General features: G+C 72.5%; 20 protein-coding genes. 8 read left to right on the forward strand and 12 right to left on the reverse strand.

What is annotated here, in order from left to right; genetic code table 11:
• The first annotated feature begins 73 nt into the window (after nt 1-73).
• Together GA0070620_RS24585 and GA0070620_RS24590 are read left to right on the forward strand one after the other, a co-directional pair.
• Nucleotides 74-895, forward strand: a complete 822-nt coding sequence (locus GA0070620_RS24585; RefSeq protein ID WP_091594652.1) for an EI24 domain-containing protein — start codon at nt 74-76, stop codon at nt 893-895.
• A gap of 1 nt (nt 896) precedes the next feature.
• Complete coding sequence (locus GA0070620_RS24590; protein WP_091594654.1) at nt 897-1,409, forward strand: O-acetyl-ADP-ribose deacetylase; 513 nt, start codon at nt 897-899, stop codon at nt 1,407-1,409.
• Nucleotides 1,410-1,485: 76 nt separating this feature from the next.
• Here the strand turns inward: GA0070620_RS24590 and GA0070620_RS24595 are convergent, their stop codons facing one another.
• The 7 genes from GA0070620_RS24595 to GA0070620_RS24625 form a co-directional block, all read right to left on the reverse strand.
• Nucleotides 1,486-2,391 carry a GNAT family N-acetyltransferase gene (locus GA0070620_RS24595; protein WP_091594656.1) on the reverse strand — a complete coding sequence of 302 codons (906 nt, stop codon included), beginning with the start codon at nt 2,389-2,391 and terminating at the stop codon, nt 1,486-1,488.
• A gap of 51 nt (nt 2,392-2,442) precedes the next feature.
• On the reverse strand, nt 2,443-3,450 hold the full coding sequence (locus tag GA0070620_RS24600; protein WP_091594657.1) for a LacI family DNA-binding transcriptional regulator: 1,008 nt from the start codon (nt 3,448-3,450) through the stop codon (nt 2,443-2,445).
• 17 nt (nt 3,451-3,467) lie between these two features.
• Complete coding sequence (locus tag GA0070620_RS24605; RefSeq protein WP_091594659.1) at nt 3,468-4,850, reverse strand: GH1 family beta-glucosidase; 1,383 nt, start codon at nt 4,848-4,850, stop codon at nt 3,468-3,470.
• The gene (locus GA0070620_RS24610) at nt 4,847-5,680 is read right to left on the reverse strand and encodes a carbohydrate ABC transporter permease (protein WP_091594661.1); all 834 of its coding nucleotides are present in this window, start codon (nt 5,678-5,680) and stop codon (nt 4,847-4,849) included. Before GA0070620_RS24610 ends, GA0070620_RS24605 begins: the two co-directional genes overlap by 4 nt.
• A complete protein-coding gene (locus GA0070620_RS24615; RefSeq protein ID WP_091594663.1) occupies nt 5,677-6,681 on the reverse strand; it encodes a carbohydrate ABC transporter permease in 1,005 nt (334 codons plus the stop codon). Before GA0070620_RS24615 ends, GA0070620_RS24610 begins: the two co-directional genes overlap by 4 nt.
• A 70-nt stretch (nt 6,682-6,751) precedes the next feature.
• On the reverse strand, nt 6,752-8,056 hold the full coding sequence (locus GA0070620_RS24620; protein WP_091594665.1) for an ABC transporter substrate-binding protein: 1,305 nt from the start codon (nt 8,054-8,056) through the stop codon (nt 6,752-6,754).
• 209 nt (nt 8,057-8,265) lie between these two features.
• A complete protein-coding gene (locus GA0070620_RS24625; RefSeq protein ID WP_091594667.1) occupies nt 8,266-9,027 on the reverse strand; it encodes a maleylpyruvate isomerase family mycothiol-dependent enzyme in 762 nt (253 codons plus the stop codon).
• Nucleotides 9,028-9,097: 70 nt separating this feature from the next.
• Between GA0070620_RS24625 and GA0070620_RS24630 the strand changes: the two genes are divergently transcribed.
• A complete protein-coding gene (locus tag GA0070620_RS24630; RefSeq protein ID WP_091594669.1) occupies nt 9,098-10,189 on the forward strand; it encodes a UDP-N-acetylmuramate dehydrogenase in 1,092 nt (363 codons plus the stop codon).
• A 159-nt stretch (nt 10,190-10,348) separates the two neighbouring features.
• Here GA0070620_RS24630 and GA0070620_RS24635 read toward each other — a convergent pair whose 3' ends face one another.
• Both GA0070620_RS24635 and GA0070620_RS24640 read right to left on the reverse strand, forming a co-directional pair.
• Complete coding sequence (locus GA0070620_RS24635) at nt 10,349-11,143, reverse strand: SAM-dependent methyltransferase (protein WP_091594671.1); 795 nt, start codon at nt 11,141-11,143, stop codon at nt 10,349-10,351.
• A 103-nt stretch (nt 11,144-11,246) separates the two neighbouring features.
• Nucleotides 11,247-12,014 (reverse strand): SDR family oxidoreductase, encoded by a 768-nt coding sequence (locus GA0070620_RS24640; RefSeq protein ID WP_091599317.1) that lies wholly within the window; start codon nt 12,012-12,014, stop codon nt 11,247-11,249.
• Nucleotides 12,015-12,204: 190 nt separating this feature from the next.
• Here GA0070620_RS24640 and mshA point away from each other — a divergent pair, with 190 nt between their 5' ends.
• The 3 genes from mshA (at nt 12,205) to GA0070620_RS34295 (ending at nt 15,429) form a co-directional block, all read left to right on the forward strand.
• Entirely contained in the window at nt 12,205-13,569 is a 1,365-nt protein-coding gene (gene mshA, locus GA0070620_RS24645; protein ID WP_091594673.1) for a D-inositol-3-phosphate glycosyltransferase, read from the forward strand.
• A gap of 60 nt (nt 13,570-13,629) precedes the next feature.
• Entirely contained in the window at nt 13,630-14,142 is a 513-nt protein-coding gene (locus tag GA0070620_RS24650; RefSeq protein ID WP_091599319.1) for a type III secretion system chaperone family protein, read from the forward strand.
• A gap of 168 nt (nt 14,143-14,310) precedes the next feature.
• Complete coding sequence (locus GA0070620_RS34295) at nt 14,311-15,429, forward strand: hypothetical protein (RefSeq protein ID WP_377520078.1); 1,119 nt, start codon at nt 14,311-14,313, stop codon at nt 15,427-15,429.
• A 402-nt stretch (nt 15,430-15,831) separates the two neighbouring features.
• On the opposite strand, the gene GA0070620_RS24660 is transcribed toward GA0070620_RS34295, so the two are convergent.
• Together GA0070620_RS24660 and GA0070620_RS24665 are read right to left on the reverse strand one after the other, a co-directional pair.
• Nucleotides 15,832-17,088 (reverse strand): MFS transporter, encoded by a 1,257-nt coding sequence (locus GA0070620_RS24660; RefSeq protein ID WP_091594677.1) that lies wholly within the window; start codon nt 17,086-17,088, stop codon nt 15,832-15,834.
• Nucleotides 17,089-17,112: 24 nt separating this feature from the next.
• Entirely contained in the window at nt 17,113-18,474 is a 1,362-nt protein-coding gene (locus GA0070620_RS24665) for an MDR family MFS transporter (protein ID WP_091594679.1), read from the reverse strand.
• Nucleotides 18,475-18,624: 150 nt separating this feature from the next.
• Between GA0070620_RS24665 and GA0070620_RS24670 the strand changes: the two genes are divergently transcribed.
• The gene (locus tag GA0070620_RS24670; protein WP_091599323.1) at nt 18,625-19,392 is read left to right on the forward strand and encodes a phosphoglyceromutase; all 768 of its coding nucleotides are present in this window, start codon (nt 18,625-18,627) and stop codon (nt 19,390-19,392) included.
• 68 nt (nt 19,393-19,460) lie between these two features.
• On the opposite strand, the gene phoU is transcribed toward GA0070620_RS24670, so the two are convergent.
• Nucleotides 19,461-20,114 (reverse strand): phosphate signaling complex protein PhoU, encoded by a 654-nt coding sequence (phoU, locus tag GA0070620_RS24675; RefSeq protein ID WP_091594681.1) that lies wholly within the window; start codon nt 20,112-20,114, stop codon nt 19,461-19,463.
• Nucleotides 20,115-20,394: 280 nt separating this feature from the next.
• Here phoU and GA0070620_RS24680 point away from each other — a divergent pair, with 280 nt between their 5' ends.
• Complete coding sequence (locus tag GA0070620_RS24680; RefSeq protein ID WP_172836616.1) at nt 20,395-21,600, forward strand: sensor histidine kinase; 1,206 nt, start codon at nt 20,395-20,397, stop codon at nt 21,598-21,600.
• Nucleotides 21,601-21,615: the final 15 nt, after the last annotated feature.

Genomic DNA, 21,615 nt, shown 5'->3' on the forward strand with positions numbered 1-21,615 from the left:
CCCGCCGCGAATCGACCGACCGGGACCCGACCTCGGCGGCGCCGGTTGACACCGGCGATCCACCAACCGGTTGATGTGCCGTCGGCAACTAGGCTCTGCGATCGTGGACGTGACCAGCATCGCCAAGCCGGTGACCGGGGCCGCCGGCCGCTTCTTCGCCGGAGTCGGTCTGCTGCTGCGCGGCATCGGCCTCTACGTGCGCAGCCCCGGTCTCATGCTGCTCGGCGTGGTGCCGGCGTTGATCTCCGGCGCGTTCTTCGTCAGCGCGTTCGCCGCCCTGGTCTGGTTCGTGGACGACCTGGCCGCGCTGGTCACGCCGTTCGCCGACGACTGGTCCGGCACGTGGCGCGGCCTGGTCCGGGTGGTCGCGGGGCTCGCTTTCCTGGGGCTGGGCGGGCTGCTCGGCGTGCTGACCTTCACTGCGGTCACCCTGGTCATCGGCGACCCGTTCTACGAGAAGATCTCCGAGCGGGTCGAGGAACGGCTCGGCGGCACGCCGGGAGCGGTGGACGTGCCGTTCTGGTCGTCGCTGCGCCGCAGCCTGGCCGACTCCGTACGCCTCGTCGCCCTCTCCGTGCTGGTCGGCATCCCGCTCTTCCTCGCCGGTTTCATCCCGGTCGTCGGTCAGACCGTCGTGCCGGTCATCGGCGCGGCCGTCGGCGGCTGGTTCCTCGCCGTGGAGCTGGTCGGCGCGCCCTTCTACCGGCGGGGAATGCGCCTGCCCGAGCGCCGGAGCCTGCTGAAGGCGGACCGACCCACCGCGCTCGGGTTCGGGGTGGCGGTGTTCGTCTGCTTCCTCATCCCGCTCGGCGCGGTGCTCGTCATGCCGGCCGCGGTGGCCGGCGCAACCCTCCTCGCCCGCCGCTCGCTCGGCCAGTCCATCCAGGAGAGTTGACGTGGAGATCACCCTGGTCGAGGGGGACATCACCACCCAGCGCGTCGACGCGATCGTCAACGCGGCCAACTCGTCGCTGCTCGGCGGTGGCGGCGTGGACGGCGCGATCCACCGCCGGGGCGGGCCGGCCATCCTGGAGGAGTGCCGGGCGCTGCGCGCCTCCCGGTACGGCAAGGGGCTGCCCACCGGCCAGGCGGTCGCCACCACCGCGGGGAAGCTGCCCGCCCGCTGGGTGATCCACACCGTCGGGCCGGTCTGGTCGGCGACCGAGGACCGCTCGGCGCTGCTGCGGGACTGCTACGCCAACAGTCTGCGGGTGGCCGACGAGCTGGGCGCGGCGACCGTCGCGTTTCCGCTGGTCTCCGCGGGCATCTACGGCTGGCCGGTCGAGGACGCCGTCCGGCAGGCGCTCGGCGTGCTCGGGGCGGCCACGCCGGCACGGGTGACCGAGGCGCGGCTGGTGCTCTTCGGCGCCGAGACGCTCCGTGTTGCCGAGCGGGTGCGCGCCGGCTGAGCGGGCGCCGCACACCGTCGCGCCGGGCCGGCTGCGAGGGCCGCAAACCGTCGCACCGCGCCGGCCGCCGCCGCGGTCAGGTCAGCTCGGCGAGGCAGGACCACTGGGCGGCCACCGCCCGGTAACCGAGCCGCTCGTTGATCGCCAGCATCGGCGCGTTCGCCTCGTCGTTCGACGTGTACGCGACCCGCACCCCGCCGGCGGCTGCCCGGTGCAGGGCGGCCCGCTTGGCCAGTCCGGCGAGGCCACGCCCGCGGTGCCCGGGCAGGGTCCCGGTGAAGTCCGACCACATCCGGTCGCCGTCCCGCTTGACCACGCTGAACGCGACCAGGTCGCCGTCCAGTTCGGCGGCCGTGCTGGCGGCCTTGTCCAGGCCGAGGTTGTGCCAGACGTCGTGCTGCCACGTCTCGTAGCTGATCGTGTCGGAGGCGACGTCGCCCGGCTCGTCGGCGGCCGTCGCGATCTCGGCCCGGTACAGCCGGTGCGGGTCCAGCTCGGCGAAGGGCAGCAGCCGTACGCCCGGGGGAGCCGTCGGCATCGGCGGCGCCGGGCGCAGGTCGAGCGCCGAGTAGCGCAGCTCCCGGCTCGGCGTGAAGCCGTGCCGGCGGGCGAAGGGCAGCGCCTCCGACAGCGCCCAGGTGCGGACCCGGCGTACGCCGAGGGGGCGGAGGTGCCGCAGCGCCTCGCCCAGCAACGCGTCGCCGATGCCCCGGCGTCGGTGGTCGGGGTGCACGTGCAGCAGCGAGACCTCGCCGAAGCCGGGCTCGGAGGTGCGGATGTTCAGGTACGCCGACACCCAGCCCACCACCTGGTCGTCGACCTCGGCGACGAACGCCGTCCACTCCTCGCCGGCGGGCGGTTCGGCGATCATGTGTCGGGTCGACGCCTCCCCCCGCACGAGGTACGGGTAGACGAGTGCGCGCAGCGCCACCACGGCCGGCGCGTCGTCGGGCGTGGCGGTGCGGATCAGTGGCTCAGGCATCGCGCGAGGGTACCGACCGGACCGGTTCCCGCTCGACCGATTTGCCGGGGGTCAGGCGGAGTCGCGCAGGATCAGCTCGGTGGGGAGCATGAGCGACGGCTCGACGGTCTCACCGGCCGCGATCCGGAGCAGCTGCCGGGTCATCTGCCGGCCGATCTCCTGGATCGGCTGCCGGACGGTGGTCAGCGGCGGCTCGGTGTAGGCGGCCGTCTCGATGTCGTCGAAGCCGATCACCGCCACGTCGTCCGGAACCCGCCGGCCGGCCTCGCGCAGCGTACGCAGCGCGGCGTGTGCCATCAGGTCGGACGCGGCGAAGACGGCGTCGAGCTCCGGGTCCTCGGCGAGCAGGTGCCGCATCGCCGCCGCCCCGGACTCGCGGGTGAAGTCCCCGGTCGCGACCCGCTGCGGCAGCCCGGCCTCGGCCATCGCCTCCCGGTAGCCGGTGAGCCGTTCGATGCCGGCGACCATGTCCTGCGGGCCGGCGATCGTGGCGATCCGCCGCCGGCCGCCGGCCACCAGGTGTCGTACCGCCGCGGTGACCCCGCCGACGTGGTCGACGTCCACGTACGGCACCGGGACGTCGCCGAGCGGCCGGCCGCTGCACACCACCGGGATGCCCAGCCGGGCGAGCGTGCCGGGCAGCGGGTCGGCGCCGTGCAGCGAGGCGAACAGCACGCCGTCGACGTGCCGTCCGGTGGTGTACCGCTCCACCCGGGCGTGCCCGGCCGGCGAACCGGCCAGCATCAGCACCAGCTGCTTGTCGGCGGCCTCCAACTCCTGGCTGACGCCCCGGATGATGCCGGGGAAGACCTGGTCGTCGGAGAAGACCCGGGTGGCCGCCTCGGGCATGACCAGCGCGACCGAGTCGGTCCGCTGGGTGACCAGGCTGCGGGCGGCGAGGTTCGGCACGTAGCCCAGCTCGGCCACCGCCCGGTGGACCGCCTCCCGGATCGGCTCGGCGACCGTGGTGGAGCCGTTCACCACCCGTGAGACGGTGGCCCGGGAGACCCCGGCCCGCCGGGCCACCTCTTCGAGCGTCGGCCGCTGCGCCGTCGTCATCGCCGTTCCCCCGCTCGTCACAGCCCGTTCCGGGAGATCACCTCCTGGTACCACCGGGCGCTGGACTTCGGTGTGCGGCGCTGGGTCAGGTAGTCGACGTGCACGATCCCGAACCGCCTGCGGTAGCCCTCCGCCCACTCGAAGTTGTCCAGGAACGACCATACGAGATAACCCCGGAGATCCACCCCCCGGGAGATCGCCTCGTGTGCGGCGCGCAGGTGGCCGTCCAGGTAGGCGATCCGGTCGGTGTCGACGACCTGGCCGGGGCCGTCCGGAGACTCCGTGCCCGGCTTGTCCGGGTAGGCGGCGCCGTTCTCGGTGATCAGCAGCGGCACGCCCGGGTAGTCGGTCGCGATCCGTTCCAGCAGGCGGGTCAGCCCGGCCGGTTCCACCATCCAGCCCATGTCGGTGAGCGGCCCGGTGGGCGGAAGGAACTCCACCGCGCCGTCGGTGCCCGGGTACGCGCCGCCGCCCCCGGCGCCGTCCGGCCGCCCCGCCACGTAGGTCGGCTGGTAGTAGTTGACGCCCAGCAGGTCGATGGGTGCGGCGATCAGCTTCTCGTCCCCGTCCCGCAGGAACGTCGGCTCGACGATCCGGCCGACGTGCTCCAGCACGTCCTCCGGGTAACCGCCGGCGAGCAGCGGGTCCAGGAAGATCCGGTTGTGCAGCCCGTCGACCAGCCGGACCGCCGCGGCGTCCGCGGCGCTGGACTCGTCCGCGGGGCGTACGTCGGCCGGGTTGAGGGTGATGCCGACGGTGCGTGCGCCGGCCGCGCGCAGCGCCCGGGCCGCCAGGCCGTGCCCGAGCAGCAGATGGTGCACGGCGGTGAAGGCGGCCCCCGCGTCCTGCTCCCCGGGGGCGTGCACGCCGTTGCCGTAGCCGAGGTAGGCCGAGCACCACGGCTCGTTGAGGGTGGTCCAGACGTTGACGCGGTCGCCCAGCCGGCCGTGCACCGCAGTCGCGTAGGTGGCGAAGTGCTCGGCCGTGTCGCGGTTGGTCCAGCCGCCCCGGTCACCCAGGCTCTGCGGCAGGTCCCAGTGGTAGAGCGTCACGATCGGGTCGATGCCTCGGGCCAGTAGGGCGTCCACCAGCCGGTCGTAGAAGTCCAACCCGCGGGGGTTGACCGGCCCGGTGCCGTCGGGCTGGATGCGCGGCCAGGCGACCGAGAAGCGGTACGCGGCGAGCCCCAACTCGGCCATCAGCGCCACGTCCTCGGCGTAGCGGTGGTAGTGGTCGCAGGCGACGTCCCCGGTGTGCCCCTGGTGGACCTTTCCCGGCGTACGGCTGAAGGTGTCCCAGATGGACGGGCCGCGACCGTCGTCGCGGGCCGCGCCCTCGATCTGGTAGGCCGCGGTGGCGGCGCCCCAGAGGAAGTTCTCGGGAAATCGGAGTTCCGTCACGCCTTGACCGCACCTTCCATGATCCCGCCGATGATCTGGCGGCCGAACAGGACGAAGACCAGAAGCAGGGGCAGCGTCGCGATGGCCGTCCCGGTGAACACCTGCGACATGTCCTGGTAATAGCCGTCGGACAGGGCCCGCAGGGAGAGCTGAACGGTCGGGTTCTCCGGGTCGTTGAGCACAGCGTACGGCCAGAGGAAGTCGTTCCAGGTGGTCATGAAGGTGAGCAGCCCGAGCACCGCCGCGGCCGGACGCAGCGCCGGCATGACCACGTTCCACCAGATCCGTGCCGTGCCGCAGCCGTCCACGCGGGCGGCCTCGATCAGCTCGTCGCTGACCGCCTGGCCGGCGTACTGCCGCATCATGAACACCCCGAACCCGGTGACGAGCGCGGGGACGATCACGGCGGGCAGCCGGTCGTTCCAGCTCAGCTTGGTCATCATCAGGTAGAGCGGGATCACGCCGAGCTGGGTGGGCACCATCATGGTCGCAATGATCACCAGCAGCAGCGCGTTGCGGCCCCGGAAGCGCAGCTTGGCGAAGGCGAACCCGGCCAGGCTGGAGAAGAACACCACCGACACGGTCACCGTGGTCGCCACGATGGCCGAGTTGATCAGACCGGTCAGGAAGTAGGCGTCCGTGTTGGCGAAGAGGCGGCTGATGTTCGCGCCGAGATTGCCGCCCGGCGTGAGCGGGGGCGGCACCTGGCCCATCGCGTCGCTGGAGCGGCTGGCCACCACGAACATCCAGTAGATCGGGAAGATCGAGGTGAGCGCGGCGAGGACCAGGGCCCCGTACGTCAGCGGGCTGGCCCGCCACAGGCGGCTCATCGCAGGTCTCCCTTCCGGGTCCGGCCCACCGGCGTGTGCCCGCCGAGCCGCCGGATGATCAGCACGTTGACGGCCGCGACGACGGCGATGAGCGCGAAGAGCAGCCAGGCGACCGCGGACCCGTAGCCGAAGTTGTAGTGCGGCGCGAAGGCGTTCTCGAACATGTACATGGTCACGGTCTGTGACTCGCGCAGTGGTCCGCCCCGGATCGGGTTGGTGCCGGAGTGGAAGAGCCGGGGCTCGGTGAAGAGCTGGAGCCCGCCGATGGTGGAGATGATGACGCAGAAGATGATCGTCGGCTTCAGCAGCGGCACGGTGATCGACCAGAACTGCCGGGCCCGGTTGGCGCCGTCGATGGCCGCCGACTCGTACAGGTCGCGGGGGATGGCCTGCATGGCGGCCAGGAAGATCAGCGCGTTGTAGCCGGTCCACCGCCAGTCGACCATCGTCGAGATGGCCACCCAGGAGGCGACCCGGTTCGACTTCCACTCGACGGGGCCGACCCCGATCAGGTCGAGCAGCCAGTTGACCATGCCGAACTCGCGGCTGAAGATCACCCCGAACACGATCGCCACCGCGGCGGTGGACGTGACGTTGGGGATGAGGACGCTCATCCGCCAGCCGGTGCGGAACCGGAGCGTGCGGTTGAGCAGGTTGGCCAGCCAGAGCGCGGCCAGCAGCTGCGGGACGGTCGAGATGACGAAGATGCCGAGCGTGTTGACGACCGCGTGCCAGAAGTCGGTGTCGGCCAGCAGCCGCGTGTAGTTCTCCGCCCCGACGAACGGGTGGTCGCTGCCGAGCAGGTCCCAGTCGTGCAGCGACACCCAGAAGGTGTACGCCAGCGGGTAGACCCCGAAGACGGCGAAGAGCAGGAAGAACGGCGCGATGTAGAGGTACGGCGAGAGCCGGGTGTCGAGCCGGCTGAACCGGCCTCCCGGTGGCCGGCGCCGGGTGCCGGACGTCGGTGCGACCGGCGGGCGGGCGTCGAGCTGGACGGTCATGCCCGGGGACTCCTTTCCGCCGTGCGGGCGGGTTCCGGTGTCCCGGAGCCCGCCCGCACGCTGGCTCGGGCTACTTGTCGGCGGCCTTCTTCGCGTTGGTCACCGCGTCGGTCCAGCCCTGTTCGGGGCTTCGCTGGCCCAGGTCGACGGTGCGTACCGCGTTCTCCACCTCGGTGCGCACGGCCTGGTTCTTGGGGCCCATGTAGACCGGCTTCAGGCTCTTCGCGCCGGCGGCGAAGATCTGCCCGACCGGGGCCCCCGACAGGTACGCGTTGGTCGCGTTCGCGATGGCCGGGTCGTCGAGGGCCTGCGGCGACGAGGGCAGCGGGCCCTTGGCCTTGAACGCGCCGATCTGGCCCTTCGCGCTGGTGAGGAACTTGGCCAGCTCGATCGCCTCGGCCTGGTGCTTGCTCTGCTTCGGCACGGCGAGGAACGACCCGCCCCAGTTGCCGCCGTTGCCGGGCACCTTGGCGATGTCCCACTTGTCCTTGGCGGCGGGGCCGGCGTTGCCCTCGATGACGCCGGTCATCCACGCGGGGCAGGCGATGGTGGCGAACTTCGACTGCTTGAACGCGGAGACCCACTCCTCCGACCAGGAGCCGTACTTGCCGGAGAGGCCGGAGTCGATGATGTCCATCGTGGTGTCGTAGGCCTGCTTCACCGCCGGGTTGCTGTCGACGACCAGGTTGTTGCCGGTGTCGTAGTAGCTGTAGCCGGTGGTGTTGCCGGCGGTCTGGAGCAGGATCGTGTTGAAGGTGTTGGTGGCCCCGTCCAGGAACGCGGCCCCGGTGTTCGCGGCCTTGAACTTCTCGCCGGTGGCGATGTAGTCCTGCCAGGTCGGCCAGAGCTTGGACACCTCGTCACGCTCGGTCGGCAGACCGGCCTTGGCGAAGAGGTCCTTGCGGTAGCACATCGCGATGCCGCCGACGTCGGTGCCGAGCCCGATCAACTGCTTGCCGTCGGCGGTCAGCCCCTGGTTCCACTTCCACTCCAGGAAGTTGCCCTTGAGCTCGGCGGCGCCGTGGTCGAGCAGGTTGACGAAGTTGCCCGGGTTGGCCTTGTACTCGACGAGCAGCCCCTCCTCGATGGCGACGACGTCTCCGGCGCCCTTGCCGGCGGCCAACCACTGGGTCAGCTTCGGCGAGTACTCGTCGAGGTTGCTGCCGGTGCCCCGCTCGACGATCTTCACGCCGGGGTGGGCGGCCATGTACTCCTGGTAGAGCTGCTCGTAGCCGAACTGGCCGAACACGTCGACGGTCAGCGTGATCGGACCGTCCTCGCCCGCGTCGTCACCGCCGCAGGCGGTGGTGGCGAACAGGGCGGTCGCGGCGACGAGGGCCACCGCCGCGAGGCGGCGGCGCGGAATGACACCCATCTCTTTGTGACCCCTCTCAGGTCGGGCGGGTGGTGGTGGGTACGGATCTGAGAGAGCGCTCTCACGACAGGGTGGTGGGCGTCACGCCCGCTGTCAAGAGAGCGCTCTCATCCCGCTCCGCGCCTTTCCGCCCCGAAACAGGGAAACAGGGGCCGTACCCGCCGGGTACGGCCCCTGTTTCCGAGTCGGAGCGGGGGGAGGGCCAGAGATCAGCGGGGTTGCAGGCCGTTCAGCAGGCTCGGGTCACCGGCGACGTCCAGGGTGTCGAAGCTGACCCGGCCCCAGAGGGCCAGCAGCAGATCGCTCGCGGTGCCGCTGACGTGCACCCGGGCGTGGTGGTCGTCGTGATCGAGGATGGTGTCCGTGTCCAGCAGCGCGACCCCCTCGCCGCGCAGTCGCAGATACCAGGACTGCGCCGCGTCGACCGCGGAGAGCTGCACCACACCGTGCCACTGGCCGGGACTGCGTCGCCGGCCCGCCGGGAGCCAGGTGTCCAGCACCTCGCTCACCCCGTCGGCGGCGAGCTTCGCCTCGATCGGCTCACCCGCCGCGATGGCGAGCTGCGCGTCCCAACGGTGCACCGCGGTCTCGTGGGCCATGCGGCGCGGCCAGAAGCCGGCCCGCTTCGGCTGCGGCGCCCAGTTCCACGCCGGAGCCTCCGGGTCGAGACCGTCGAACAGGGTCATCAGCTGGTCGTACCCGCGCTGCCAGTAGTCCAGCGGGGCGACACCGGGGGGCGTCTCGACGGCCTGCGGCCGGGCCGGCGGCGCGGTGGTCAGGCCGGAGCCGGCGAAGCCGCAGACCCAGTGGTAGATGCTGCCGAGGTGCAGGGTCATGTCGGCGACGGTCCAGCCGGGACAAGAGAGGACCGGTGTCTCCGGCGGCGCCTCCGCCACCGCCGAGGCGAAGGCTGGGCCTTCCGTCCGCAGCGCACCGATCCAGAAGTCCTTCGTGCCGTGCAGTCTGCTCATCGCCATCCTCCCGGGGGTGACCCGGCCACCAGTGGGTGCCGCGGCTACCCCTCAGCCTAGGGTGAAAGGTGTGTCAGACGTCTACGCCCAGCCGACAACCGGAGCCGACCGAGCCGACGTGAGTGCCCTGGCCGGCTACACCACTCTGCGCATGGGCGGTCCCGCCGGCAGGATCGTGACCGCGACCAGCGCCGACGAGATCGTGCGCGCGGTGCGGGACGCCGGCGCCCGGGGTGACGCCGTGCTCGTCCTGGCCGGCGGCAGCAACGTGGTGATCGGTGACGACGGCTTCCCCGGCACGGTGGTCCTGGTCCGGTCACGGGGCCTGCGGGTGGTCGCCGAGGACGCCGACACCGTGACCGTACGGGTCGAGGCCGGCGAGCCGTGGGACGACCTGGTCGCCGCCACCGTCGCCAACGGCTGGTCCGGGTTGGAGTGCCTCTCCGGCATCCCCGGCTCCACCGGCGCCACCCCCATCCAGAACGTCGGCGCGTACGGCCAGGAGGTCGCCGAGACCATCACCGGCGTCGAGGCGTACGACCGGGTCGAGGACACCACCAGCCGGATCGCCGCCGCCGACTGCGGCTTCGCCTACCGGGGCAGCATCTTCAAGTACCGCGACCGCTGGGTGGTGCTGTCGGTCGACTTCCGCCTCAGCAGGTCCCCGCTCTCCGGGCCGGTGCGCTACGCCGAGCTGGCCCGTGCGCTGGGCGTCGAGGTGGGGGACCGGGTTCCGCTCGCCGACGCCCGGGCGGCCGTACGCGCACTGCGCGCCGGCAAGGGCATGGTGCTCGACCCGACCGACCCCGACACGCGCTCGGTCGGCTCGTTCTTCACGAACCCCGTGCTCGATCGGGCGGCGTTCGACCTGCTGCGCGAACGCGCCGCCGACCTGGGGGAGCCGCCGTCCTGGCCGGGCGCCGGCGACGTGGTGAAGGTCAGCGCCGCGTGGCTGATCGACAAGGCCGGCTACGGCAAGGGTTACCCGGGGCCGGGCGGGGCCGCGATCTCCCGCAAGCACACGCTGGCGCTGACCAACCGCAGCGGCCGGGCGAGCACGGCCGATCTGGTCGCCCTGGCCCGCGAGATCCGCGACGGCGTCAAGACCCGCTTCGGCGTGACCCTCCACCCCGAACCCGTCCTCATCAACACCACGATCTAACCCCCCCCCCCCGCCCGCCCCCCGCCCCCGCCCCTCCTTTCCCGCGATCTTGCACTTTGCGCCCAGACACAGCGCCCATAACGGACTCAGCAAGGGCCAGAACTGCAAGATCGCGGGGCGGGGGCGGGGGGCGGGGGGGCGGGGGTGGGGGTGGGGGGGTTAGCGGGGGGTTACTGCGGGCCAGGGGATGGTCAGCTCGCCTTGGCGCCAGCGGGTGGGGCGGTCGAGGATCGGCCAGCCGGCGTTCTTGAGGGACTGGACGGCGCGCAGCCAGCGCTGCCGGGGGCCGAACGGGGAGTAGCCGGCCGCGGCCAGCCAGGCGTCGTCCAAGGCGCGGATCAGATCGTGCACCCGCTCGCCGGGGACGTTGCGGTGGATCAGCGCCTTGGGTAGCCGCTCCGCCAGTTCGGCCGGGCTCTCCAGGGTGGCGAGCCGGGCGGCCAGGGTCAGCGTGCGCGGCCCGTCGGCGTCGATCAGCAACCAGCCGCCCAGCCGGCCCAGCTCGTCGCAGGTGCCCTCCACCAGCACCCCGCCGGGGGCCAGGGCGGCGGTCATCGTCCGCCAGGCGGCGGGGACCTCGCTCTCGTCGTACTGGCGCAGCACGTTGAACGCCCGCACCAGCACCGGGCGCAGTCCGGCCAGCTCGAACCCGCCCCGGGCGAAGGTGAGCCCCGGCGGGTCGGCGGCCGGCTCGGCGGCGGCCACCCGCGCCGGGTCGATCTCCAGCCCGACCAGCCGTACGTCGGTGCGCACCCCGGCGGCGAGCCGGGCGCGCAGCTCCACGGCGGTCACCGGCGTCGCGCCGTAGCCGAGGTCGACGACGAGGGGGTCGGGCGCGCCGCGCAGCAGGTCGCCGCAGGTGGCCACGATCCAGTTGTCCACCCGGCGCAGCCGGTTGGGGTTGGTGGTGCCCCGGGTGACCACCCCGTACGGCCGCCGCGCCGCCCCTGCCACGTCGGGCCTCAGCGCCGGGCGTCTGCGCGACCGCAGGCTTCGCGACGGCGGGCCCGCCCGCGACCCCGGGGCCCCGGGAGCCGGACCTGCCCGCGATCCCGCCTCACTGCCCGACCCGGTGCACCTTGTGCTGCGCCGCCTGCGCCAGCGGGCGCACCACCAGCCGGTCCACGTTGACGTGGTGCGGGCGCGTGGCGCAAAAGGCGATGCAATCGGCCACGTCGTCGGCGACCAGCGGCTCGGGCACGCCGGCGTAGACCGCCTCGGCCCGCTCGGCGTCGCCGTCGAACCGGACCAGGCTGAACTCGTCGGTCTTCACCATCCCCGGGTCGATCTCGACGACCCGCACCGGGCGCCCGGACAGCTCCAGCCGCAGGGTGCCGGCGATCGCGGTCTGGGCGTGCTTGGCCGCGGTGTAGCCGCCGCCGCCCTCGTACACGGTGAAACCGGCGGTCGAGGAGACGATCACGATGGTGCCGGCACCGGACGCCACCAGCGCCGGCAGCAGGGCCTGGGTGACCCGGAGGGTGCCGAGCACGTTCACGTCGTACATCCACTGCCAGTCGCCCACGGACCCGGACTCCACCGGGTCCAGGCCGCGTGCGCCGCCGGCGTTGTTGACCAGCAGCGTCACCGGCCCGGGTGCGGCCGCGGCGGCCTCGGCCAGCGCCGCGACCGACGCGTCCGAGGTGACGTCGCAGGCCACCGCCGTGGCGTGGCCACCGTCGGCGGTGATCTCGGCGACCAGATCGGCCAACCGGTCGGTACGCCGGGCCGCGGCGAGCACGTGGAACCCTTCGGCGGCGAGTCGGCGGGCGGTGGCGGCACCGATCCCGCTGGAGGCTCCGGTGACGATGGCGACTGAGGTCATCCGGCCATTGTCACCCGCGCTCCGGCCGCTGCTCCGGGCGGGCGTGGGGACGTCCAGGATGAGGTCCGTCACGCCGGCCGCCCGCCCGCACGCATCACCGAAGCCCGATGGGGAAGATGAGATCCGGCGCACCTGTTACGTGTACGCCGGTCGTGCGAGACGGCATCCAACCGTGACAAGAGGAGCGGACGTGGCGGAACTGCACACCGGCGTGGGTCGTCAGCGGGGTGCCCTGCCGTGGCCCCGGCCCCGGCGGATCGCCACCCTGTCGGTGCACACCTCACCGTTGCACCAGCCGGGCACCGGTGACGCCGGTGGCATGAACGTGTACATCCTGGAGGTCGCCCGGCGGCTGGCCGAGGCGAACGTCGAGGTGGAGATCTTCACCCGGGCCACCTCCGGCGACCTGCCTCCCGTGGTGGAGATGGCGCCCGGCGTGCAGGTCCGGCACATCACCTCCGGGCCGTTGGAGGGGCTGACCAAGGAGGAGCTGCCCGGCCAGCTGTGCGCCTTCACGGCCGGGGTGCTTCGCGCCGAGGCGGCCCGTCCGCCGGGCCACTACGACCTCATCCACTCCCACTACTGGCTCTCCGGTCAGGTCGGCTGGCTGGCCAAGGAGCGGTGGGGGGTGCCGCTGGTACACACCGCGCACACCCTCGCCAAGGTGAAGAACGCGCAGCTCGCGGCCGGTGACCGGCCGGAACCCAAGGCGCGGGTCATCGGCGAGGAGCAGGTGGTGGCGGAGGCCGACCGGCTGGTGGCCAACACCAGGTGCGAGGCCCGGGACCTGATCGAGCGGTACGACGCCGACCCGGCCCGGGTCGCCGTCGTCCAGCCGGGCGTCGACCTCGACCGGTTCCGCCCGGCCCCGGGGGACCGGACCGCGGCGGCCGTCGCCGCCCGTCGTCGGCTGGACCTGCCGACCGAGGGCTACGTGGTGGCGTTCGTCGGCCGGATCCAGCCGCTGAAGGCGCCCGACGTGCTGGTACGCGCGGTCGCCGCGCTGCGCGAGCGCGACCCGCTGCTGGCCGACCAGGTGACCGTGGTGATCTGCGGCGGCCCGAGCGGCAGCGGCCTGGACCGGCCGACCGCCCTCATGGAGCTGGCCGGTTCTCTCGGGGTGACCGACCGGGTGCGGTTCCTGCCGCCGCGTACCGGCGCCGACCTGCCGGAGCTCTACCGGGCCGCCGACCTGGTCGCGGTGCCGTCGCACAACGAGTCGTTCGGTCTGGTCGCCCTGGAGGCCCAGGCGTGCGGCACGCCGGTCGTCGCGGCGGCGGTGGGTGGCCTGGTGACCGCCGTACGGGACCAGGTGAGCGGCCTCCTGATCGACGGGCACGACCCGGTCGACTGGGCCCGGGCGCTGGGTCGGCTGCTGCCGGACGCGCGGCGTCGCGCCGCGCTGGCTCGGGGGGCCGAGCGGCACGCGCGGGGCTTCTCCTGGGCCCGCACCGTCTCCGGTCTCCTCACGGTGTACGGCGAGGCGATGGCCGCGCGTCGTGAGGGGCTCGTGGCCGAGCTGGCCGGTGACGCGGCGCTCTCCTGCTCCTGGTGAGCCGGCGGCCGGGCCGGCGTCACCGGGTGGTCCGGCCGGGTCGACCGTAGAGTGGGTCCGGTGAGCGGGAAGAGCGATCTTGCGGCCCTCATCGAGTCGGTCTGTGCCGAGCGGGAGCTGGCCTGGGAGCGGACCGGCCCGGAGTCCTACGCGGTCACGTTGCCCGGCACCCACAAGCTGAAGACGATCTGCAACCTGATCGTGGGTGAGCACGCGCTGCGGGTCGAGGCGTTCGTGATGCGCCAGCCGGACGAGCGACGCGAGGAGCTGTGGGCCTGGCTGTTGCAGCGCAACGCCCGGATGTACGGGGTGTCCTTCTCCGTCGACGCGGTCGGCGACGTCTACCTCACGGGTCGGGTCAATCCGGCCGGGGTGGACGCGGAGGAGCTGGACCGGTTGCTGGGCGCGGTGCTGACGTACGCCGACGAGTCCTTCGACACGATGCTGGAGATCGGGTTCGGCAGTTCGATCCGCCGGGAGTGGGAGTGGCGGGTCAAGCGTGGCGAGTCGACGGCCAACCTGGCCGCGTTCGCGCACCTCTTCGAGCCTTCCGGAGGTTCGGAACCCTCCTGACGGGTATGCCGCACCGCGCGGTGCGGCAGGATCTGGGGACCCGCCGCGCGCCGAGGACGGACTGTCGAGGAGCGTGAGCGTCCCATGGCTCAGCGGAACAGCTCAGGTCGCGGCGGGACTGCGACCACTACCAGGCGGCAGGGGAGCAACAGGACCCCGAACACCCCGATGATCTCCGAGTCGGAGATCGGCCGGATGCGGGTGGACGACATCCGCGGGCAACTGCGCAAGCGTGGTGTCTCCGGCATCTCCGCGTTGCGCAAGCCGGATCTGGTGAAGGAACTGGTACGGACGTTGCGTGCGGAGGGCCGCGGGGGCGGCGCCGCCCGCCGGGCGACCGGTCCGAGTGGCCGGGCGACGGGCACCCGGGCGGCGGCGGGCCGGGCGGCCACCACCAAGAAGGCGGTGAGCGGTCGGGCGAAGGCCACGCCGAGCCGCGCCAAGGCGGTCCCGGCCAACAAGGCCGCCCCCGCCAAGCGCGCCGCCGTGAAGAAGGCCGCGGCCAAGAAGACGGCGGCGGCGAAGAAGACGACGGCGGCCAAGAAGGCGCCGGCGAAGAAGACGGCGGCCAAGAAGACGGCGCCCGCGAAGCGGTCGGTGGCGGCGAAGAAGGCGCCGGCGAAGAAGACGGCGCCCGCGAAGCGCTCGGTGGCCGCGAAGAAGGCACCGGCGACGAAGCGCGTCACCGCGGCCCGGAAGACGACGGCCGCGAAGAAGGCGCCGGCCACGACGCGGAGCGCCGCGGCCCGGAAGACGGCGGCCGCGAAGAAGGCACCCGCGAGGAAGACGACCACCGCCCGGAAGACGGCCGCGACGAAGGCGCCCGCCCGGAAGGCCCCGGCCCGCGGGGCGGCCGCGACCAAGGCCGCACCGAGGGCCACCGCGGGCGGCGGCGCGGCGGCGTCCACCGGTGGCGCCCTGCGGACCGGCCGCGGTACGTCCCGGTCGGCGCTCTCGTCACAGGTGATCTCCTCACCCATGGACCGGCCGGAGCGTCCCGGCCGCAGCCTGGTGACGAGCAACCACGAGGTGATCCAGCGCTGGGCCCGGGAACGCGGTGCGAAGCCGGCGACCATCGCGGGCACCGAGCGGGAAGGTCGCGTCGGCGTGCTGACGTTCAACATTCCGGGCTATCGGGAGAGCAGCCGGATCCGGGAGATCACCTGGGACGACTGGTTCCACACGTTCGACCTGCGACGGCTGAACCTGATCTATCAGGAGCAGATGCGCGACGGCCGACAGAGCAACTTCTTCCGGACCGAGTCGCCCGATCGGGAGGACGCCTGAGCGTTTGGGGGAATGCCCGGCGGGTATCCGCTGTTGGCTTACACCGAGGCCCGGAGCAGCGACAACTCGGCGGTTGTGACCATCGAGACAGCCGGAGCGGGTTGAATCCGGAATCTGGGCGAACTAACTTTATTGCACCGCGCCACGCTTGGAAACGTTCGGGGGAGCGGCGGATCGATCAGATCCGTGCACCGGGCGAGGCGCGAGGGGACGGGTGGATCAAGCCGTTGGGGGACGGTGCCACCTGTTTGGACCGGCGGCGCGAGCGGGCGACGCTTACGGGGGTGAGTGTCGCCCGCCGCCGCCGGCCCCGCCATTCGCGAACGCTCACCACTGCCGACTCCGGTCGTGCCGGGTGGGCGTTCCGCGTATCCCCGTACCGCCTGGGTGGTTTGTCGCCGGTCAGCGGACCCCGACCCGCTCGCGGGACGCCGCGGCCCCGCGCAGTGCCGCCACGCGACGCTCCCGGGGTGGCCCGGCCAGCAGGTGGCCCACGGCGGCCAGCAGCCCGAGCCCGCCCACGATGAGCCAGTGCACCGATCCCAGGTACTGCAGGCTGACCCCGCCGAGCGTCGGGGCGACGAACGAGGCGGCCGGGAAGGTCAGGTAGAAGACCGACTGGTAGCGGGCCCGCAGCTCGGGTGGGGCCAGGTCGGCGTTGATCTGCGCGTTGGGCGGGGCGGCGAGCATCGAGCCGACCGTCCAGACCGCGGCGGCGGCCAGGTAGACCCCCAGCCCGTCGGCCACGGTGAGCGCGCCGAAGCCGATCGCCATGAGGCCGGTGGAGGCGGCGAGCACGCGGTCCTTGCGGTGCCGGTCGATCAGCCGGGGCACGAATAGTTGACCCATCACGATCAGCGCACCGCCGAGCGCCACCACCAGTCCGTACGCCGACGGTCCCAGCCCGTCCGTCCGCATCGCGAGCGGCATGATCGTCGAGGTCTGCATCGTCAGCACGGCGAGCACGAACGTCAGCGCGACGAAGGTCAGGAAGATCCGGTCGGTGAGGGCGGTGTGCAGCCCGGGCCGTCGACTCCCGCCGGCCGTGGGCGCCGGCCCTGGGGTGCCCCGGCGCAGCGTCTCCGGCACCTTCGCGGCGATGACCAGGGCGGTGACCAGGGTGGCGCCCGCGTCGACCAGGAACAGGGCCAGGAAGCTCGCCTCGGCCAGGACGCCCGCCAGCAGCGACGCGACGGCCATACCGAGGTTGAACGCCCAGAACTGGAGGTTGAACGCGCGGGAGCGGCGGGACTCGGGGACCAGGTCCACGATCGCCGCCACGAACGCCGGACCGGGCATCGAGTGCACCACCCCGACCAGCGCGGACAGCACGGCGATGACCGCGAGGTGTTCGCTCAGCGCGAGCGCGACCATCAGGCCCACGGTCGCCAGGTGCGCCACGAGCAGCGTGGCCCGCCGGCCCCACCGGTCGGCCAGCACCCCGCCGAGCAAGACGCCCACCGCGCCACCGGCCCCGTACGCCCCGACCACGGCTCCGGCGAGCGCCTCGCTCGCCCCCCGCGCGGTGGTGAGGTAGAGCGAGAGGAACAGCATCGCGAAGGCGCCGGCGCGGTTGATCAGGATGCCGGCCCAGAGGTACCAGAAGGTGGCGGGCAGCCCGCCCGCGGTGTCGTGCCACCAGCGCCGCAGGACGTGCACCGCCCCTCCAGACTGTTCGGTTTCCTAACGGTTAGCGGTGCCGACCGTATCGGACGGCGAATCGGCGGCCGCGAGCGGCGCGGCGGGTGCGATCGCCGCGGCCTCGGCGGCCTCCGGCGCGGGCGGCTGCACGGCGACCACCGGGACGACCGGCCGCCAGGCGTGGCGCAGGGTGGCGGCGCGGCGTTCGCGGACCGGCCCGGAGATCAGGTGCGCCACGGCCAGGACTCCACCGATGGCCGCGCAGGCCGCCCAGAGCGTCGTGTTGCCCAGGTGCTCCCGGACCAGCCCGCCGAGGATCGGGGCGCCGGCACCGGCGATCTGCCAGGAGAGCCCGAACACGCCCTGGTAGCGGCCGCGCAGGTCGGCGGGGGAGAGTTCGGCGATGAGGGTGGCGTTGGAGGGCGAGTTCAGCATCTCGCCGAGCGTCCAGATGAGCACCGTCAGGCCGTAGAACCAGGCCGCGTCGGCGAACGCGGTGAGCCCGAAGCCGACGCCCATCACCAGGGAGGCCAGGCCGAGCACGTGCGACCGGCTCCGGCCCCGGATCAGCCGGGGGACGAAGAGTTGGCCCACCACGATCAGGATGCCGTTGAGCGCGATCACCGAGCCGTAGGTGGCGGGGGAGAGGCCGGAGTCACCCATCGCGATCGGCAGCATGGAGATGTGCTGGAGGAAGACCAGCGCGCTGAACAGGTTGAGCGCCACGAAGCCCAGGAAGACCCGGTCGCCGAGGATGGTGCGCAGCGCGCCGGTCGGGGCGGGCGTGCCCGCGACGCGCGGGCCGGCGCTCGTCCCCCGCCGGGTCTCACCGACCCGGGTGACGATGACCACGGCGGTGATCAGCGTGGTGGCCGCGTCGACCACGAAGAGCAGCAGGTAACCGGCCTGCGCGGCGACGCCGGCCAGCACGGCCGCGCAGGCGAAGCCGAGGTTGATGGCCCAGTAGTTCAACGAGAAGGCGCGCAGGCGGTCCTTCTCCGGCACCACGTCGATGATCATGGCGCCGAAGGCCGGCCGAGCGGCCTCGGCGAACATGCCGAGCAGCAGGGCGCCCACGGCCACGGCCCAGAGCGGCCGGGCCAGCCCGAGCGCCAGCATCATGGTCGCCGCGCCGAGGTGCGCGGTGAGCAGCGTGGGTCGCCGGCCCCAGCGGTCGGTGAGGGTGCCGCCGACGGTGGTGCCCACCGCGCCGCCGACGCCCCAGAGGCCGATCACCAGGCCGGCCTGTGACGCCGAGAAGTCGCGCTCCTGGGTGAGGTAGATCGCGAGGAAGACCAGGACGAACGAGCCGAGTCGGTTGATCAGGGTGCCGGCCCAGAGATACCAGAACCGTCGTGGCAGTCCGCCTGCCGTCTCCCGCAACCAGCTCTGCACTGTCCGCATCCGGCGCCCCCGCGTTGGTAATGACCGATCTATCTCAAACGCCTTACAACCTAGTGCCGGCCACCGAGCCCGGTCACCGGCTTTTCCACGTGGTGGTCGTCACGGCCGGTCCCTGCGTGTCCCGCAGCGACGTACGGCAGGATGATCCGCATGACTGCTAGCGAAGGGCCCACCGTCGGGACGCTGGTCCTGCTGCGGCACGGTGAGAGCGACTGGAACGCCAAGAACCTCTTCACCGGTTGGGTCGACGTCGACCTGACCGCGAAGGGCGAGGGCGAGGCGCGGCGCGGCGGCGAGCTGCTCCGCGAGCACAGCCTGCTGCCGGACGTCGTGCACACCAGCGTGATGCGCCGGGCGATCCGCACCGCCGAGTTGGCGCTGAACGCCGCCGACCGGCACTGGATCGCCGTCCGCCGGTCGTGGCGGCTCAACGAGCGGCACTACGGCGCCCTGCAGGGCAAGAACAAGAAGCAGACCCTCGACGAGTACGGCGAGGAGCAGTTCATGCTCTGGCGCCGCTCGTACGACACCCCGCCGCCGCCGATCGACGACAACGACGAGTGGTCGCAGGTGGGCGACCCGCGGTACGCGCTGCTCCCGACCGAGCTGATGCCGCGCACCGAGTGCCTCAAGGACGTCGTCGAGCGGATGCTGCCGTACTGGTACGACTCGATCGTCCCGGACATCCTGGCCGGCCGCACGGTGCTGGTGGCGGCGCACGGCAACTCGCTGCGGGCGCTGGTCAAGCACCTCGACCAGATCTCCGACGAGGCGATCGCGAAGCTGAACATCCCGACCGGGATCCCGCTGCGCTACGACCTCGACCCGCAGCTGCGCCCGCTCACCCTGGGCGGCACCTACCTCGACCCGACGGCCGCCAAGGAGGCTGCCGCCGCGGTCGCCAACCAGGGCCGCTGAGCCGCTGGCGCCCGCCGTACGACGCGAAGAGGCCCCCGGTCACCCGGGGGCCTCTTCGCCTGTCCGGTTCAGTTCGACGGGGACGCGGTCTCGCCGGTGATCAGGTAGACCACGTGCTCGCCGGCGTTCACCGCGTGGTCGGCGAAGCGCTCGTAGAAGCGGCCCAGCAGGGTCGCGTCGATCGCCGTCTCCACCCCGTACGGCCAGTCGTCGCCGAGCAGGACGCTGAACAGGTTCTTGTGCAGGTCGTCCATGGCGTCGTCGTCCCGGTCGAGCTCGGCGGCGAGGTCGGCGTCGGGCTTCGCCAGCACCGACCCGATCTTCTCGGCCATCCGGTCGGCGATCCCCGCCATGTCGGTGAAGATCGTCCGCAGCTCGGCGGGCACGGCCGGCGAGGGGTGCCGGCGCAGAGCGGTCTTGGCCACGTGCTCGGCCAGGTCACCCATCCGCTCCAGGTCGGCGGCCACGTGCAGGGCGGTGATCATGGCCCGCAGGTCGGAGGCGACCGGCGCCTGCCGGGCCAGCAGGTCGCAGACCCGTTCCTCGACGTGCCGGTAGAGCTCGTCGATCTCAGCATCCCGTTCGACCACCGTCTCGGCGGCCTGCCGGTCGGCGGTCAGCAGGGCCTTGGTGGCCTGGCGCATGGCGGACCGGATGCCCTCGGCCATGTCCACCAGCAGTTGGCTGACGATGTGCAGGTCGGCCCGGAACTCGTCGCGCATTCTCACGTCCTGTTGTCGGTCGCCGCCCCTACCGGGCCGGCGCGGGGTTGAGCGGTGCGTGTCTCACGGTAGGGGGCACCGGCGGACCCGACGTGAACCCCGGTGAACGACGCCGGACGCAGGGGTGAACATTGCCGGAAGCGAGCCTGCTTCGCCCCCTTATGGGTGGGAGCCAGGTTAACAATGACCCTACGATCGCCACGTGGAGTGGGCAGTGGCGGTCGCGGTGACCGTGGCGCTGGCGACCGGATTGGTCGCCGGGCTCCTGCTGCCCCGGATCATGCCGGCGACGGGCCGCCGCGCCGCGCCGACCGGGAGCGGGAGCTCCCTCTTGAGCTGGGGGAGGCCCGCGATAGCCGACGATCCACAGATCGGGCTCGGGCGCCGCACGATCGACTCACTGCGGGCCGGCGTGGTGGTGCTGGACCCGGACGACGTGCCCGTGCTGGTCAATCCCGCGGCGCGGGCGATGGGCCTGCTGCGCACCGGCACCAGTCCCGGCTCGATCGCCGCCCACCCCCTGATCCGTACGCTGGCCGGGCAGGTCCGGCGCACGGGCATCCGCCGCGAGATCGAGCTCGACCTCCCGCGGGGCCGCGACAACGCGGGTGACAACCCGCTCGGCGTGCACCTGCGGGCGATGGGGGTCGGTGCCGGCTACATCGCCGTGGAAGCGGCCGATGTGACCGAGTCACACCGACTTGCCCGGGTCAGGCGCGACTTCGTGGCCAACGTCAGCCATGAGCTCAAGACCCCGATCGGTGCCCTGCAACTGCTCGCCGAGGCGCTGCTGGACGCCACCGAGCCGGCGAGCGACGCCGCGCCGGACCTCTCCGAGGACATGGTCGCCGCGCGCCGGTTCGCCGAGCGCATCCAGCACGAGTCGACCCGGCTCGGCCGGCTGGTGCAGGAGTTGCTGGAGTTGACCCGACTGCAGGGCGCCGAGCCGCAGCCGGCACCCGAGCCGGTCTCGGTGGACTGGGTGATCGCGGAGGTCGTGGACCGGACGCGCACCACCGCCTCCGCCCGGGGGATCGAGGTCGCGGTCGCCGGTCAGCGCAACCTCACCGTCTACGGCAGCGACAGCCAGATCGCCACGGCGGTCTCGAACCTGGTCGAGAACGCCATCAACTACTCGGGCGAGGACACCACGGTCACCATCACCACCAACGCCGGTGAGGAGACCGTGGAGATCGCCGTCACCGACCAGGGCATCGGCATCGCGCCGACGGACGTCGACCGGATCTTCGAGCGGTTCTACCGGGCCGACCAGGCCCGCTCCCGCGCCACCGGGGGCACCGGCCTCGGGTTGGCCATCGTCAAACACATCGCGAGCAACCATGGCGGACGGGTCGAGGTGTCGAGCACTCTTGGTGGTGGATCGACGTTCACCCTCCGGCTGCCCTCCCGTCCCCCGGACGACCTCCTGGCGACACTGCCGCCGGTTGGGATCGAGCCCGGTCCGGCCGAGCTTCGGCAGGTCTGACAGAAATGGAAAGGA

The sequence above is a fragment of the Micromonospora krabiensis genome (genome assembly GCF_900091425.1).
In the GTDB taxonomy this organism is placed as follows: domain Bacteria; phylum Actinomycetota; class Actinomycetes; order Mycobacteriales; family Micromonosporaceae; genus Micromonospora; species Micromonospora krabiensis.